Raw genomic sequence first — 14,459 nt, forward strand, 5'->3', positions numbered from 1 at the left:
ACTATGACCAGCATCGAAACTGACGTCAAGGAGATCAAAGAAAGCATCAGAGCGCTCGCCGAAAAGATCGAGACTCTCCTTCACGAGAGGGAGACCCTTGCAATGATGAAGCTCTCCGAGCGGTCACTCTCTGCCTTTCTGGAGGAGGAGCCTGATCTCTACACTGTCAGGGATATCAGGGTTGTGTACCGATGAAGGGGAAGATCGTTCTGATACCGTTTCCCTTCACCGATTTCACCGCGACCAAACTTCGACCAGCGCTCGTCCTCCACGAGGGGGATCGCGATGTTGTTGTCGCCTTTATTTCGTCAAAAACTCACGAGAGAACTGGTTTATCCGGCATTATAATAAACTCCTCTCACGCAGGTTTTTCGAGAACAGGCCTCAAGGTCGATTCTGTGATCAGATTGGATAAGATTGCAACGATTCTGAAAGACCTGATAATCGGTGAGATCGGAGAACTGGATGATGACCTTAAAGCAGAAGTCAATGCAAAAGTCGTTGCACTTTTCAGACTCTGAGCATGATAGAGGCGGATCACAATATCCATTCGAGTGAAGTGCCTCCTGCTATGGCACCAACCCAGCCTCATACAATCGACGATTTCGAAAAACCAGTGACATCGAAAGAAAGCAAACGCTCTCTCGAAATTTGAGAACTCAAAATGGGAGAATTCCCTAAAGATTTCACCAAATTATCGGGATTTTCTTCCGATTTTTAAGAAGTCTTCGATAGCTCCCGCTACCAAGCTCCTTTTCGTTTGAGAGTACTCAACTGGACCAGATTGAACAAAAACGATGCAAACACGTTTTTGACATGCACCCTCTCCACAGTCGTCACGAGAACGTGATCGTAGTGGAATGTCCGTTTGATTACGGCGAAGACCCGGACAATAACTCTCCGTGTCTTGCTGATCGCACGGTTCCTGCGCTTCTCCTTGATAGTCAGCGGACAACCCCGGACAGCCCTTTTCATGGTTTTATCGATCGAGGCACGGGGTTTCACTCCGAAATATCCCCTATCGCGGTAAACTGTCTCCCCGGGCATCGAGAGGTCCACCTGGCTGTCATGGACAGATGCAGTCGTCGTTTCAATGCGACGGACCAGGTGATTCTCCTTGTCAATGAGCACGTGGAGTTTGTATCCAAAATATGGTGTATCTCCCCGTTTCGTCCACGTCCCGTCCTTGTTTCTCCGGGTTTTCCCCTCTTCGCGCGGTGATGTCTCTGAAGACTGTTTCCCCGGGTCCGCGGTGATGATCGTTGCATCCTGGATGACTCCACGAGTGATTGCAAGACCCTTGGCCGCGATCTGTGCCTGGAAATTATCCCAGATTTCCTGGTATTTGCCTGATTCCTTGAGACGTTCCCGGAAGAACCAGACCGTCGAGAAATCAGGAACTCCGTGGTGGAACCCGATGAATTTCCTGAATGAGATGCGATCCGTCACCTGGCGTTCCAGTTCGGGGTCTGAGAAGTTGTAGAGTTTCTGGAGCACGAGGAGTTTGACCATCACGACAGGATCGATATTTGGCCTCCCGCCTTTGCCTTTCTTGTTTTTGTAGAGGTCTTCAAGTATCGGGCGAAACTGGTCCCAGTCAATTATCGATTCAAATTCTGAAAGGCGGTCCCCAACCTTTTGTACCCTCTTGTATGCTTCGTGCAGCCCGAATGTTTCGAAGGTCATTGGGGAGTTTTTGATCGGCTGAGATATAGCTTTTGTGGTTTGAAGAGGGGTTTTTCGAAAACCTCGATAGATTCAATTACAACGGTTGACTGAGTGGTGATTTGGGGAGGGGCTAATTGAGTAATCACCATCCAATTTAATACCACTTCCACCTCCTCCCTGCCACCTTCACGCTCTCCGCCGCATCGCGTGAGTTCCTGCGCAGCAGCGTCGTGACTGCCCCGCGTTTCCTAAATGCTCTCATCATGAATGTCAATAGCACGATTCAGCCTGCACACTTCACGCTTTCTTCAGAAGAAGGTGGGCTCGAGGAGATTCGAACTCCTGACCTCCGCCGTGTGAAGGCGACGTCATAGCCAGCTAGACCACGAGCCCCAGTGCATCGACCGGGAATCGAACCCGGGCTATAGGCTTGGAAGGCCTAAGTCATGCCACTAGACCATCGATGCAAGGAGCCTTTGAAATTTGGAAACGATGCGTATTATGCTTTTTGTTCGTGGGATTCGCGTGCCGGGATCCGTGGGAATCCTGGGTGGTGCTGCAGGAAAAAAAAAGATGGACAGGTATTCCCCGGTCAGTAGCCCCGCATCTCGAGCTCGACCCTCTCGAGCGCCGCGATCCTCTTCTCGAGGGGCGGGTGCGTGGAGAAGAGCTCCATGAGAGTCGCGCCCGAGAGGGCCGGGATGATGAAGAACGCGTTTGCGCTCTCGACGATCCTCTTGTGCTCGGGCGGGACGTAATCCATCCTCCCGCTGATCTTCACGAGCGCCGAGACGAGGTCACGCGGCCTCCCCGTGATGAACGCGCTCCCCCGGTCCGCGGAGAACTCCCTGTAGCGCGAGAGGGCCATGATCAGGAGCTGGGAGACGAAGTACACGACGACCGCGACGATCCCCGCGATGATCCACGGGTTGTCCTCGCGCCGGGAGAACATGCTCGCGAAGAGGAAGTTGTTCATGATCAGGGCCGCGATCATCGCGACGAAACTTGCGACCGTCATCACGAGGACGTCCCGGTTCTTGATGTGCGAGAGCTCGTGCGCGAGGACTGCCTCGAGTTCGCGGGGCGAGAGGAGCCGGAGGATGGAATCCGTCACCGCGACGACGGAGTGGCGGGGACTCCTGCCCGTGGCAAACGCGTTCGGTACCGGGGACTGCATGATCGCGACCCGGGGCATGGGCAGGTCTGCCTCCGCTGCCAGCCTCTCCACCATGGCGTAGAGCTCCGGGTTCTCCTCCCTCTCGATCACCCTCGCCCGCGTGCTCCACAGGACGAGCTTGTCGGAGAAGAAGTACTGGATTGCCGCCATCAGGAGGACGAACATGAACAGGAACGGCAAGCCTATCCCGAGCATCGAGAGCACCGCGAGGAATGCGAGGTAGACCAGGAACAGGAGGAACAGGGTCAGCCAGATCCTCAGCGTGAGTCCGAGATCGCGCTTCCACACTTTCATAAGTTACATATTTCCCCTGTAAAATCTATAAATATTCCCCAGGCGACATTCTGACAGGTTATCCGGTGATTGACGGAATTTGCGGGAGCAGGCGGATACAATGGAGAAACCGATGGACATCGACGAGATCACTATCAGCAGGGCCATCGTGTCCTCGCAGCTCGAGAAGTTCCTCGAGTACATGGACATGGACGTTGCCGTCGTCGGCGGGGGCCCGTCCGGCCTCACGGCAGCGACCCTGATCGCGGAGAAGGGCCACCGCGTCGGCCTCATCGAGAAGAGGCTCTCCGTGGGGGGAGGCATGTGGGGAGGGGGGATGATGTTCCCCCGCATCGTCGTCCAGGAGGAGGCACGGCGCATCCTCGACCGCTTTGGCATCCGGTACACGAAATACCGGGAAGGCTACTTCGTCTCCTCCTCGGTCGAGGCCGTCTCGAAGCTGACCGCAGCCGCGTGCGACGCGGGCGTCGAGTTCTTCACGCTCTTCTCCGTCGAGGACGTGATGATCCGCGGGGACGGGAGGCTCTCGGGGCTGGTCCTGAACTGGACGCCCGTGGAGATCGCCGGTCTCCACATCGATCCCCTCACCGTGGGCTGCGGCGTCGCCGTGGACGCGACGGGGCACGACGCCGTCCTCGCCCGCCTCGTCGAGCGGAAAGGCGGAGGCGTCAGCGTGCGGGGCGAGGGTTTCATGTGGGCGGCCCGGGCGGAGGGGGAGATCCTGTCCCACACGAGGGAGATCTTCCCGGGGCTCGTGGCCTGCGGGATGGCTGCAAACGCGGTCGCCGGAGAGCACCGGATGGGCCCGGTATTCGGCGGCATGCTCCTTTCCGGCGAGCGGGCGGCGGAGATCGCGTGTTCCCTCCTCCGCGCGTGAGAGTCCCCATACCCTTTTTTAGTCGGTCTTTTCAACCCTAATGTATGAGTGAGATCGATCCGGACTCGCTCTCTGACCTCGGCTGCGGTCTCTTCCTCCACCTGTTGAACCGCGAGCTCCACGAGAGGGGACTTTTTCTCTTCTCCCTTGTCGAGAACCGGGTCGACTTCCGGGACGTCTTCGACGAGGTGTTCCGATCCTTCTGCACCGATTACCCCGAGTTCTGCGCGGCGATGGCGGAGAAGTACGGCGGGCCGGACGGGGTCTACGCGCTCATCCGCGGTGGGGAGGGGGTCGTCCCCGGGAAGACCACGACGATGCACTGGATCATCCAGGATGCCCCCGGCGTCTCGCCCGGCGAAATGGAGGACGAGCACGCGGGCAAGTGGCTCATCTTCGTCCCGCCGAGCGAGGTGGACTCCGCGTGGGCGAAGGTGAGGGACGCGACGTGCCGCGGAGAACTCGGGATATCGTCGAAGGTGAGCACGGCCCGCCCCAACCCCGACTCCCGCGACGAACGGAGGGTCATCTACGTCTACACCCGGGACTGGAGGGACGAGGCCGACGTGATGCGGGTCCGCGAGAAGCTCCGCGAGCTCGGGTTCACCGAGAAGATCGGGTACAAGAGGAACATCGAGACATACCGCGGCGAGTACAGCCAGCGGGGAAAAAAGGTGACCTATTACTCGGCCTGACCGGTCAGGCCTTCCGCTCCTTGTTCTTCGGCCGGAGGTTCTGATACCCGCACTTTCGGCACCGCGTCGCGCGGACCGCGTTCCTCGCGTTGCACTTCATGCATATCTTCACGTTGAGCAGCCTTGCTTCAGCTTCAGGGAACCGTGACATGGTCCAACTCCGCGGATAGTACCTTAAAGTGAGGCATTTTTGATCACATAATGGTTTGCGTCGCGCGGGGAAAGCCTGCCGGTCCCCCTATCCCCCCGCGGCGAGGAACTTGCGGAGCTTTTCGAGAGCGCGGGCCCGGTGCGAGATCCTGTTCTTCTCCTGGGGCGACATCTCCGCGAGCGTCCTGCCCCTCCACTCGAATATCGGGTCGTACCCGAAACCCCCTTTCCCCCGCGGGGGAACCACGCGGCCCTGTATCCTCCCCGAGAACACGCGGATCCCCCCCTCCGACGCGTAGGCAATGGCTGTCTCGAAGTGCGCCTTCCTGTCCGGGATCCCCTCCATCAGGCGGAGGATCCCCTCGTTTCCTATCGTCCTCTGCACGTACGCGGCGTAGGGCCCGGGAAACCCTTGGAGGGCGTGGATGTAGAAACCGGTATCGTCGCAGATGAGGGGGGTGCGCAGGATACTGTACGCGTACTCGGCTTTCTTCTCCGCGACCTTCCTCACGCTCTCGTCCCGGATCTCCGGGCACTCGAGGGCGACACTGTTAACCTCTGCAAATCCCTCGAGGAAGAGCGCGATCTCCCTCGCCTTGTGGGGATTGTTCGTGACGACGGTGATTTTCACAGGTACCGGCCCCTGCGCTCGATCTCCTGCTCGCGGGAGATGACCTCGTCGGCGGACGCGAACTCCTGCCTGTACCCCTCGATGAACGCCTCCTTGAGGGCGGGGGCGTCATCGGTCGTGCTCTCGAGCGTCTGGAAGAGGACGTGGATGTCCACGCCGCGCGCCTCGACCTCCGAGGAGACGTGGGCGAGCCCGAAGTCGATGAGAACGATTGTCCCGTCCCTGCAGATCATGTTGCTTGTCGTGAGGTCCCCGTGGACGATCCCCGCGGAGTGCAGCCTCCCGACGACCCTCCCCGCGAGCGCGAGGTTTGCGGGGGAGAGGTCGTCCTTGAGGAGGGTCCCCCTCACCCTCTCCATCACGATGGTGTCCTCCGTGACGTCGCGGATAACGGGCGTCGGGACGCCGTGCCGGCGTGCCGCGGAGATGAGGCGCGCCTCTGCCCTCGTCCGCTCCGCGACGAGGCGCCTGTCGAGTGCGGGCTGGCGGTACGACTTCCTCTGGCGCCGCTTCGTCACGTCCCCCTCCCCGACGGTGACGATTGCCTCTGCACCGCGTGCGGTACCCGTACTCACTTCCACCCGCCCCGCGGGCACGGTGTCGCCGTCCCACCACGTCACCTCGACCTGGTCGGCCCTGAAGACGGGGTTCGCGCGCGTCTCCTCCGGGCGCATCGCGAGACCCCTCTCGAGCATGAGCCGGCCGGTATACGCGATCATCGCCCCGTTGTCCCCCATGTACATCCTGTCGGGGACGTGGAGTGTCGCACCCCTCTCCTCGCACATGATGGCGAGCATCTCCTGGAGACGGGCGTTCACGCCGACCCCGCCGACGAGGAGAACCTCGTCCTTTCCCGCGTGCGCGAGTGCCCTCTCCGTCACCTCGACGCACATGGCAAACGCCGTCTCCTGGAGACTGTAGCAGACGTCCTCGAGGGGGGCCGGGTGGTCCTTCGCCGCGCTCACGAGGCCCGAGAAGGCGAGGTCCATCCCCTTGACCGTGTAGGGGAGCTCGACGTAACTGCCCTTCTTCGCGAGCCTCTCGATCTCGGGCCCCCCCGGGTGGGGGAGTCCCCTGCTCCTCGCGAACTTGTCGAGCGCGTTTCCAAGCCCGATGTCGAGCGTCTCCCCGAAGATCCTGTACCGCCGGTTGAGGTACCCGATCACCTGCGTGTTCGCGCCGCTCACGTAGAGGACGATCGGGTCACGTGCCCCCGTCGCGAACCTCCCAATCTCCACGTGGGCCACGCAGTGGTTCACCCCCACGAGCGGGACGCCGAGCGCGACCGCAAGGGCCCTCGCGGCGGTCGCCACGGTCCGGAGGCACGGTCCGAGGCCGGGGCCCATGGAGAACGCGACCCCGGCTATCCGCCCGTCGGGGGGCATCACGCGGGCGATGACGTCCCTCATCGCGGAGGCGTGGTGCTGGGCTGCCTCGCGGGGGTGGATGCCCCCCTGCGCGGGGAGGTACGGCTTAGAATACAGGGAGATGAGTTCCCTGTCGAAAAGAGCGGCCGAGAGGTTCCACGCCGTCCCCTCGATCCCGAGAACCGGACCGATGTCAGGCATCGCGGTTTACAGGTCTTGTCCTTCCCCCCGCGGGAGGATCGTCCGGCCTCCCCGGGTCTCTCACGACGCGGCCTTCTTGAATTCCGTGTACCCGCACTTCCCGCACGCGGCACGGTCCGGGTGGTTCGCGAGGATCACCCCGGGACCGCAACGGGGGCAGAACTTCCGCGAGAACGTGACCTTCCCCCCGGAGACCGTGTAGTACGAACCCCTGCCGGCCTTCTTTCCCTTTTCCTTCTTCTTCGCGGCCATGGATCAGGCCTCCCCCTCCTTTGGCTTCGGGATGCCGCGCGAGAGCAGGAATGCCCTCTCCGTCCTGTTCCTCTGCTCTTCCGTGTCGTATATGCGTGCCTTCCCCTTGCAGGACGTCATGCCGAAACTGGTCTTGAGGGAATCCAGCGCGACCTGGTTCTCCTTTGCATTCAGCATCGCCGCGAGTTTCCCGAGGATCTGCACGCGCGACGGTGTCGGGCCGTCGAAGCGGACGGTGAACTCGATCTCCCTGCGGCCGAGGAGCTCGTTCCGGATGTCCCTTTCCACCACTATCTCCATTATGACCAACCCGGTATCCTCCTATTATACGCGCCGTAGTTATTTATAGCCTCTCCCGCGCCACCCGCCGCACCGACCGGGGAAATGCCGGGGCTCGACGGCCATTCTCCCAATGGCAAATTTGGCCTTTGGAGACTAGAGATCCAGCCCGTTCCCCGGCTCGGCGACGAAGAACGCGAGGAGACGTCGGGCTTCCACCCGTGCCTCCCCGTCGATCTTCCGCACCACGACACCCTCGCACGGCTGGCCGTAGAGGATGGTGCCCCCGTCCGGCGCGAGGAGCGCGAGGGGGAGGACGGCGAGGTCCTCTTCCCCCTCGACGAGGACGAGGGCCGGGGGAGAGGAGACGGCACCCCTCAGGGCCTCCACGAGCTCTTGCGTGATCGTGCCCGCGGGATTCCTCGCCCTGAAGACCCGGGGGAATTCCGTGGGGATCTTCCCGTAGGGTCTCCTCATCGTGTGGCCGTCGATGACGGCCACCGCGGGGACGAGGCCGTGCCGGAGCGCGTTCTGGGTGACGATGTCCCCCACGGTATAAAATTCCGTGTCCCGGAGCTCCGGGACGAGGGTGCCGAGGTCCTGCTCCAGCCTCCCGAAGGGGATCCTGAAATGGTGGCGGGATTGGTCCGGCAGGCGCAGCATCAGCGGACCTTCAGCGCGTACCTGCCGGGGAGCGTGATGTTCATCTTCTTTGCTATCTCCGAGTTCTTCGGGTCGATCACGACGAGGTACCCGGCCCAGTCCGTGGAGAGGTTGGAGGTCCCGCACACGGGGCACGCCTCGCCCTCCACGACGCGGTGGCACTCCCTGCAGACGGTGACGAGCTTCTTCCTAGCGGCTGCCACGCTCCCCACTCCTCGCCTTCTCTGCCTCCTTCTGCATCTCTTCCTCGAGCCAGCGGGCCGTGCCGAGGCCGGCCTGCCTCATGGTGAGGCCGATCTTGCTGTCGCGGGGTTCCCTCTCGTTCAGCGAGAGCGTGACCACCCTCACCCTGACGGGTTCGCCGACCGCGATGAACCTCTTTGAATCCTGGCAGATGAGCCTCGCGTTCTTCTCGTCGTAGTTGATGTACTCGTCGGAGATCTGGCTCACGTGGAGCATCGCGTCGATGGGGCCGAGGCTCACGAACGCGCCGAAACTCGTGGTCTCCACGACGATACCCTCGATCACTTCCTGCAGGGAGAGGCGGAGCACGACCGCCTCGAAATCGACGTCGTAGTAGACGGCCCCGTCTCCCGGGACGATCTCCCCCTCCCCGATCGAGATCACCCGGGTGACGGCGATGAATATCCCTATCTCCTTGTCGATGCTCCCCTCGAACTGCTCCTGGAGGACGTCCAGTATGACCCGTGACAGCTCCTCGCCCATCCGGTGCGGCGGGACCCGCACCTTGTCGGACAGCTCCATCCTGTAGTACATCCGCCGCTTTCCCCCGTCATCTCCTCAACAGGCCAAGCCTCTTCCGCTGCAGGAGGGTGATCACGGGGACACCCTCAGAGAGGAGGAGATCCCGGAGTTCCCTGTCGTTCGTGACCACCATGCACCCGTGCTCCGTCGCGTACTTGAGAATCTTCTCGTCCACGCTCCCCTGCGCATACCCGCTCTGGACCACGCGGCACTTTCGGGCGAACGCCAGTCCAACCCGGGCGGCGCTCCCTTCTTTCCCGCGGCTGCGGGAGAGTCCGCTAAGCTCGGAGAGCGTCTCTTGCAGTATCAATGGTTCATATGCCCCAATAATGTTTCCGAGCTCCGCGAAGGGGTCGAGCCTGAACTGCGAGGGCATCATGAGGGCATTCGAATCGAAGAGGACCTTCACTCGAGGAGGACGCCCATCCCTATCAGCCTCCATCTCCCCCCCACCTGGCGGCTGATGGCAATCCGCGCACCCGTCTCCGCGCATACCGGCCTCTTGAGCGTGGCCTCCACGACGTCCTTCTTCGCGTTCGTCACGATTCCCACCGTGACCGCCGTCCCGACCGAGAGCATCAGGGGCTCGTTGTGCTTCAAGGGTTCTATCTGGGTCTCCGCGGTCGCACCGACCACCCTCTCCATGAGGGTCACCTGGAACCTTATCCTGTCCCACACCGGCGGGAGCTGCCCGGGGTACCCGGCTACCTGGCCCGCGAGGGCATCGCTCTTCGTGAGCGCGGGATCGAGCTTCGTCCCGATCCCGAGGAGCCCGCCCGGCGTGGCCTCGGTCACCCTCCTTTGCCCCTTGTGGATTGTCGTGATCTTCGTCCCGATCGGCTCCCAGCGGATCTTGTTCTCCACCTGGACCTGGCGACCCGGCCTGATCTCGATGTCGTCTGCCTCGTGGAAGACTCCCCTTATCAGGGACCCGCCGATCACCCCTCCCTTCAGGTCACGCCAGCTCGATCCGGGCTTGTTGATGTCAAAGGACCTCGCGACCAGCATGAGGGGATCCGCGGTCGGGTCGCGGGCAGGCACGGGGATCGTCTGGTCGAGGGCTTCCACGAGCGCCCCGAGGTTGATGCCCTTCTGGGCCGAGACAGGGATGATCGGCGCGTTCTCGGCGATCGTCCCCTTCACGAACGCCTTTATCTGCTCGTAGTGCTTGAGCGCCTCCTTCTGCGAGACGACGTCCACCTTGTTCTGGACGATGACGATGTTGCGGATGCCGACGAGCTGGAGTGCCATCAGGTGTTCCTTCGTCTGGGGCTGCGGGCACGCCTCGTTTGCCGCGATCACGAGCATCGCGCCGTCCATCAGCGCGGACCCCGAGAGCATCGTCGCCATCAGGGTCTCGTGGCCCGGGGAGTCGACGAACGAGACGGACCGGAACGGCACTGCCTTCCCCCCGCAGACCGGGCAGGTAGGATGCGTCGTGTAGGATTCGGAACCCTCGCACCTTTCGCACCGGTAGAAGGTGGCATCCGCGTATCCCAGGCGTATCGAGATCCCCCTCTTTATCTCCTCGCTGTGGCGGTCGGTCCACGTCCCGGTCAGGCCATAGACGAGGGTCGTCTTCCCATGGTCAACATGCCCTACCACCCCGATATTCACGCTGGGAATCAACACGTCCTGCAATGCCGATCGAACCTCCCTTTACTATATAAAAACACACCTACTTAATACCCATTGGACGGCGATCCGGCCCCCGGGGACGGCGTGGATACGAGATCAGTGTTTCCCCCCGCCCTCCCTCCTGATCAGGACGCGCGTGTGCCGGGGCGGGTAGAAGACGAAACCATCCTCCCTCAACGGGTCGCGGAACAGCGTCCCCCCCTCCTGTTTCTCGGCGACGACGATGTAGGAGTTGTAGAGGAACCGCCGGACCTCGGGGTCGGGGAGCGGTGCAGGAGCGTTCCCGGGGAGATCCCCCGTCCCCTTCGCGTACACCTTCTCCGTGGTGGGCCCCGAGAAGAGGCGTGCGGTGGAGACCCTGAAAGAATCGCCCGCATCCTCCACGATGAGCCACTGCAGCGGGTCGAACGTGGGGATCGCCCCCTTCCCGAAACGGTGCACGGCGACCGCCCGCAGGACGCCCCTCGCGAGGATGACGAGGGCGACGAATCCCGCGTAGGCGGGGAGCCACCGGGACGCACCCGGCACCGAGAGGGAGAGCGCGAGGTACGCGGCGCTCGTCGAGAGGAGAAGGATGCTCGGCCCGGGGAATATCCCCGCCGTCACCTTCCTCTCGGAGAGGGGATAGAGGAGCGGAATCCCGGGGAGGGCGAGGGCATCGAGGGATACGTGCGTCAGCGCGCCCGCGAGTGCGGGGACGAAAACCACCGCGGGGATCTCCGGGATCAAACCCGGCTGCCCCGTTGCCGCGGCGAATGCCGAGAAGCCCGCCGAGATCCCGGCTGCGACCACGAGGACGCCGGGGACCGTGTGGGTGAACCCGCCGTGGGTGAAGAGGAAGAGGTGCGGGTTCCGTTCCGCGACCGCGTGGAGGAACACGTCGATGTCGGAGAGGACCGCCCCCAGCACGCAGGCGACGAGGGCGTGCCCGTGGAACGAGACGTGGAAGCACGCGACTGCGACTATCGCGTGGGTGATGCTGTCCACCGGGCCGACTCCTCCTTGAGAACCCAAAGTGCCGCGGGGGAACCCTCACCGCGCGCCATGGCGCCTGACCAGCACCACGGTGAGGTTGTCGTCGCTGCCGTTGTTGAATGCCTCTGCGACTATCTTCCGGCAGGCACCCTCGAGATCCCCGCCGCGTTCGGCAATTATCGCCTGTATGCGGGCATCGCTCAGGAAGTCCGTGATGCCGTCCGAGCAGAAGACGAGGTACCCGGGGGGCAGCTCTGCCTCGTGCATCCCGGCGCCGGGATCGTGGACGACGAACCGTCCCTGTCCCCCGTCTCCCGCGTCCCCGGCCTGACCCGGGTCTCCCTCCGCGAGGAAGAAGACCTTGCGGGGACCCGGGCTGCTCACCACGCACCTGCCGTCAGCCGAGAGGACCGCGACCGCCATCGCGACGGCCGACGGCTCGACGCCCGGATTCTCGGACTCGAACGTGTAGAGCGCCCTCTCCGCGTTTCCGAGGAGGTCCTCGAGGATCCCGGCGAGGGGCTTGTCCCGCGCGACCTCGCCCTTCCCGAGGGCTTCCACCGCGACCGCCGCGGCAGTCCGGGTCCCGCGGGGCCCTCCCATCCCCTCCGCGACCGCAAAGACGTGGATGCCCCCGAGGTCCGCTGCAACGAAGGCATCCTCGTTCCTCTCCCGCAACCCCTTCTCGGAGAGCCCGAAGAACTCGACTGCCTGCATCTTCTCCCCCAATTCTCTGCACCCTGACCTCTTAAAGCCTGTATGCCCCCGGGGACGCCGTGCCGGTAGCACGAATTCGCATCAATAAATCCTGGTGTTACGAAGTTTTAAGTCGTGGCATTGGGAAGATAGTGTGAGAGAGGCATCATCGCATGACAGTTGAGACGGAACTCGCCCGTATCGGCATCTCGCTCCCGAAACACCTGCTCGACAAGTTCGACGAGATCATCAATTACAGGGGATACTCTTCCCGGTCCGAGGGGATCAGGGACGCGATCCGGAATTACATCACGTACTACAAGTGGATGTCAGACGTGAAGGGGGAACGCCAGGGCGTGATCACCATGATCTACGACCACGGCCAGCGGAATCTCCTCCAGACCCTCACGGACATCCAGCACGAGTTCATGAGCATCATCCAGGCATCGCTCCACTCCCATCTCACGCACGACAGGTGCCTCGAGGTCGTCCTCGTGAGGGGCGACGGGTCCCAGCTGAAGGCACTCGCGGAGCGGCTGATGTCACAAAAGGGCGTGGAGTCGGTGAAGCTCACGACGATCCCCGTGTCCGACTAGCCACCACCCTCGCAGCTCTGGTCCGTGCGGGCGATTGCCTCCTGGAACCCCGACACGGAGTAGATGTCCCTCTCTTTCCGTACCTTCTCGACCACGTCCTCGATCGCGCCGCCCTTCTCCTGTTCGACGCTCCTCGCGGGGACGAGCTGGTCGACGCGGTAGCGGAGGTGGGTCGAGTCCAGTTCCGCGAACGTCTGCCCACCCTCGACCGTGAGAGCGACCACGGTGCCCGTTGTCCCGGTCCGCGGGTACCGCACCCGCATCCCGACTTCGACCCTTGGAGTCTCCATACAGTCTCACCGGTGCGTGGAAAATATAAAACGCTTCCCGTGTATACGGGTTTACCATGAATTCCGGGCTCTCCCGCACGAAAAAGGTATTCCAGGACGGGACACACAGGGCAGCGCACCCGCGGGACACCGAGAAGGCTGCAAGGCCGCTGATGGATGCCGTCGGCGTGGAGAAGATCGTGGACCTCGGGAAGAAGGACAGGCTCGGCATCCCCTGCCTCGCTGCCCGGCGCCGCCGGGCTCCCCGCGGTGCATCGCGGCTCCTCCCCGGCACGGGCCGGACACGCCTCCTCGCGCGGGTCGCCGCGATGGTGGCCGCAATCGAGCGCTCTTTCGGGGAATACCAGGGACAGCCGCTGGAGACGGACAGCTACGAAGCCCTCTCTTCCCGCGGTGCGATCGACCCCCGGTCGCTCATCCTCCCTAGACCGCTTCCCGCCGGGGAGGTTCTCCACTGGTCGGAGGGGTGGGACCTCCTCGCGGGCGAGGGAGTTCTCGTCCCGAGCAACGCTGTTTTCCACCCGTACGTCTCGCGCGGTCTCGCGGCGCAGCTCTTCCAGAGCGACCCGGTCGGCCTCGCGTGCGGGAACACGAGGGAAGAGGCCATCCTCCACGGCCTCCTCGAGGTCCTCGAGAGGGATGCAATGAGCCGCGCGGAACGCCGCAGGGACATGGGCAGGAAGATCGTGGTCGACACAGGGGGATTCGCGCGGGAATTGCTCGAAAAGTTCACGGCCGCCGGCATCGATATCCACCTCTGGCTGCTTGACGGCAGGACGAGGGCCCCCGTCGTCGCCGCCGCGGCGGACGACACGCAGCAGAAAGACCCGGGACTCCTCGTCATGGGGGCGTCCTGCCATACAGACCCGGAGATCGCGGTCGAGAGGGCACTGCTCGACGTCGCGTTCTCCCGGGCCTCCTACCTCTCGGGGGAGATCTCGACGCCGCAGCGGGACATGTTCCTCTCTCGCGCGGGGTACGAGAGGATGAAGCGGATAAACCGGGAGTGGTTTGCGCCCGCGCCGGAAGTCTCCCTCTCGTCGATCCCCGGCTGCAGCACGACCTTCATCGACGGGGACATCGCGGCCCTCCTCGACGACCTCCGGCATTGGACCGGACGGGTCTGCGTGGTGGACCTAAAACCCCCTCCCCTCCCCGTCGTCAGGGTGGTCGTCCCCGGCCTAGAGGTCTCGCACCACCACAAGGACCGGGTGGCGACGGGGCGGCAGGAATAGGGGTCGCGGG

Annotated in this window: 21 protein-coding genes and 2 tRNA genes; 6 read left to right on the forward strand and 17 right to left on the reverse strand. The window is 62.9% G+C overall.

Annotated elements, in window-relative coordinates; translation table 11 throughout:
* Positions 1 to 3 precede the first annotated feature (3 nt).
* Positions 4 to 195 carry a hypothetical protein gene (locus tag QFX32_03800; GenBank protein MDI9633163.1) on the forward strand — a complete coding sequence of 64 codons (192 nt, stop codon included), beginning with the start codon at positions 4 to 6 and terminating at the stop codon, positions 193 to 195.
* Positions 192 to 521, forward strand: a complete 330-nt coding sequence (locus QFX32_03805; protein ID MDI9633164.1) for a type II toxin-antitoxin system PemK/MazF family toxin — start codon at positions 192 to 194, stop codon at positions 519 to 521. The genes QFX32_03800 and QFX32_03805 overlap by 4 nt, the downstream gene beginning before the upstream one ends.
* Before the next feature lie 220 nt (positions 522 to 741).
* Here the strand turns inward: QFX32_03805 and QFX32_03810 are convergent, their stop codons facing one another.
* From QFX32_03810 to htpX, 4 genes are all read right to left on the reverse strand, one after another.
* Positions 742 to 1,686 (reverse strand): IS5 family transposase, encoded by a 945-nt coding sequence (locus QFX32_03810; GenBank protein ID MDI9633165.1) that lies wholly within the window; start codon positions 1,684 to 1,686, stop codon positions 742 to 744.
* Between the two features lie 301 nt (positions 1,687 to 1,987).
* Positions 1,988 to 2,061: transfer RNA gene (locus QFX32_03815), tRNA-Val, on the reverse strand.
* Between the two features lie 3 nt (positions 2,062 to 2,064).
* A tRNA-Gly gene (locus tag QFX32_03820) sits at positions 2,065 to 2,135 on the reverse strand.
* Between the two features lie 125 nt (positions 2,136 to 2,260).
* The gene (htpX, locus tag QFX32_03825) at positions 2,261 to 3,139 is read right to left on the reverse strand and encodes a zinc metalloprotease HtpX (protein ID MDI9633166.1); all 879 of its coding nucleotides are present in this window, start codon (positions 3,137 to 3,139) and stop codon (positions 2,261 to 2,263) included.
* A gap of 112 nt (positions 3,140 to 3,251) precedes the next feature.
* On the opposite strand from htpX, the gene QFX32_03830 reads away from it, so the two are divergent.
* On the forward strand, positions 3,252 to 4,016 hold the full coding sequence (locus tag QFX32_03830; GenBank protein MDI9633167.1) for a sulfide-dependent adenosine diphosphate thiazole synthase: 765 nt from the start codon (positions 3,252 to 3,254) through the stop codon (positions 4,014 to 4,016).
* Between the two features lie 44 nt (positions 4,017 to 4,060).
* A complete protein-coding gene (locus QFX32_03835; protein ID MDI9633168.1) occupies positions 4,061 to 4,711 on the forward strand; it encodes a DUF1917 domain-containing protein in 651 nt (216 codons plus the stop codon).
* 4 nt (positions 4,712 to 4,715) lie between these two features.
* Here the strand turns inward: QFX32_03835 and QFX32_03840 are convergent, their stop codons facing one another.
* The 12 genes from QFX32_03840 to QFX32_03895 form a co-directional block, all read right to left on the reverse strand.
* Positions 4,716 to 4,862 carry a 50S ribosomal protein L40e gene (locus QFX32_03840; protein MDI9633169.1) on the reverse strand — a complete coding sequence of 49 codons (147 nt, stop codon included), beginning with the start codon at positions 4,860 to 4,862 and terminating at the stop codon, positions 4,716 to 4,718.
* A gap of 87 nt (positions 4,863 to 4,949) precedes the next feature.
* The gene (gene rdgB / locus QFX32_03845; GenBank protein MDI9633170.1) at positions 4,950 to 5,492 is read right to left on the reverse strand and encodes an RdgB/HAM1 family non-canonical purine NTP pyrophosphatase; all 543 of its coding nucleotides are present in this window, start codon (positions 5,490 to 5,492) and stop codon (positions 4,950 to 4,952) included.
* Entirely contained in the window at positions 5,489 to 7,060 is a 1,572-nt protein-coding gene (locus QFX32_03850) for a bifunctional N(6)-L-threonylcarbamoyladenine synthase/serine/threonine protein kinase (GenBank protein ID MDI9633171.1), read from the reverse strand. Before QFX32_03850 ends, rdgB begins: the two co-directional genes overlap by 4 nt.
* A gap of 60 nt (positions 7,061 to 7,120) precedes the next feature.
* On the reverse strand, positions 7,121 to 7,312 hold the full coding sequence (locus QFX32_03855) for a 30S ribosomal protein S27ae (GenBank protein MDI9633172.1): 192 nt from the start codon (positions 7,310 to 7,312) through the stop codon (positions 7,121 to 7,123).
* A gap of 3 nt (positions 7,313 to 7,315) precedes the next feature.
* Complete coding sequence (locus QFX32_03860; GenBank protein MDI9633173.1) at positions 7,316 to 7,612, reverse strand: 30S ribosomal protein S24e; 297 nt, start codon at positions 7,610 to 7,612, stop codon at positions 7,316 to 7,318.
* Positions 7,613 to 7,747: 135 nt separating this feature from the next.
* Positions 7,748 to 8,254 (reverse strand): GTP-dependent dephospho-CoA kinase family protein, encoded by a 507-nt coding sequence (locus QFX32_03865; protein ID MDI9633174.1) that lies wholly within the window; start codon positions 8,252 to 8,254, stop codon positions 7,748 to 7,750.
* Positions 8,254 to 8,457: a transcription elongation factor subunit Spt4 gene (gene spt4, locus QFX32_03870; protein MDI9633175.1), complete on the reverse strand. Its 204-nt coding sequence runs from the start codon at positions 8,455 to 8,457 to the stop codon at positions 8,254 to 8,256. Before spt4 ends, QFX32_03865 begins: the two co-directional genes overlap by 1 nt.
* Complete coding sequence (locus QFX32_03875; GenBank protein MDI9633176.1) at positions 8,444 to 9,031, reverse strand: DNA-directed RNA polymerase; 588 nt, start codon at positions 9,029 to 9,031, stop codon at positions 8,444 to 8,446. The genes spt4 and QFX32_03875 overlap by 14 nt, the downstream gene beginning before the upstream one ends.
* Positions 9,032 to 9,047: 16 nt before the next feature.
* Positions 9,048 to 9,428 carry a DUF5615 family PIN-like protein gene (locus QFX32_03880; protein MDI9633177.1) on the reverse strand — a complete coding sequence of 127 codons (381 nt, stop codon included), beginning with the start codon at positions 9,426 to 9,428 and terminating at the stop codon, positions 9,048 to 9,050.
* The gene (locus tag QFX32_03885) at positions 9,425 to 10,660 is read right to left on the reverse strand and encodes a translation initiation factor IF-2 subunit gamma (GenBank protein MDI9633178.1); all 1,236 of its coding nucleotides are present in this window, start codon (positions 10,658 to 10,660) and stop codon (positions 9,425 to 9,427) included. Before QFX32_03885 ends, QFX32_03880 begins: the two co-directional genes overlap by 4 nt.
* A gap of 93 nt (positions 10,661 to 10,753) precedes the next feature.
* Positions 10,754 to 11,644, reverse strand: a complete 891-nt coding sequence (locus QFX32_03890) for a metal-dependent hydrolase (GenBank protein ID MDI9633179.1) — start codon at positions 11,642 to 11,644, stop codon at positions 10,754 to 10,756.
* Between the two features lie 45 nt (positions 11,645 to 11,689).
* Positions 11,690 to 12,349, reverse strand: coding sequence for a SpoIIE family protein phosphatase (locus tag QFX32_03895; GenBank protein MDI9633180.1), 660 nt, complete (start codon positions 12,347 to 12,349; stop codon positions 11,690 to 11,692).
* A gap of 152 nt (positions 12,350 to 12,501) precedes the next feature.
* Here QFX32_03895 and nikR point away from each other — a divergent pair, with 152 nt between their 5' ends.
* Positions 12,502 to 12,924: a nickel-responsive transcriptional regulator NikR gene (nikR, locus tag QFX32_03900; protein MDI9633181.1), complete on the forward strand. Its 423-nt coding sequence runs from the start codon at positions 12,502 to 12,504 to the stop codon at positions 12,922 to 12,924.
* Here nikR and QFX32_03905 read toward each other — a convergent pair.
* Positions 12,921 to 13,214, reverse strand: a complete 294-nt coding sequence (locus QFX32_03905) for a DUF2098 domain-containing protein (GenBank protein MDI9633182.1) — start codon at positions 13,212 to 13,214, stop codon at positions 12,921 to 12,923. The genes nikR and QFX32_03905 overlap by 4 nt on opposite strands.
* 56 nt (positions 13,215 to 13,270) lie before the next feature.
* Here QFX32_03905 and QFX32_03910 point away from each other — a divergent pair, with 56 nt between their 5' ends.
* A complete protein-coding gene (locus tag QFX32_03910; protein ID MDI9633183.1) occupies positions 13,271 to 14,449 on the forward strand; it encodes a YcaO-like family protein in 1,179 nt (392 codons plus the stop codon).
* Positions 14,450 to 14,459: the final 10 nt, after the last annotated feature.

Origin of the sequence: Methanolinea sp., assembly GCA_030055515.1 — an archaeon.
In the GTDB taxonomy this organism is placed as follows: Archaea; Halobacteriota; Methanomicrobia; order Methanomicrobiales; family Methanospirillaceae; genus Methanolinea_A.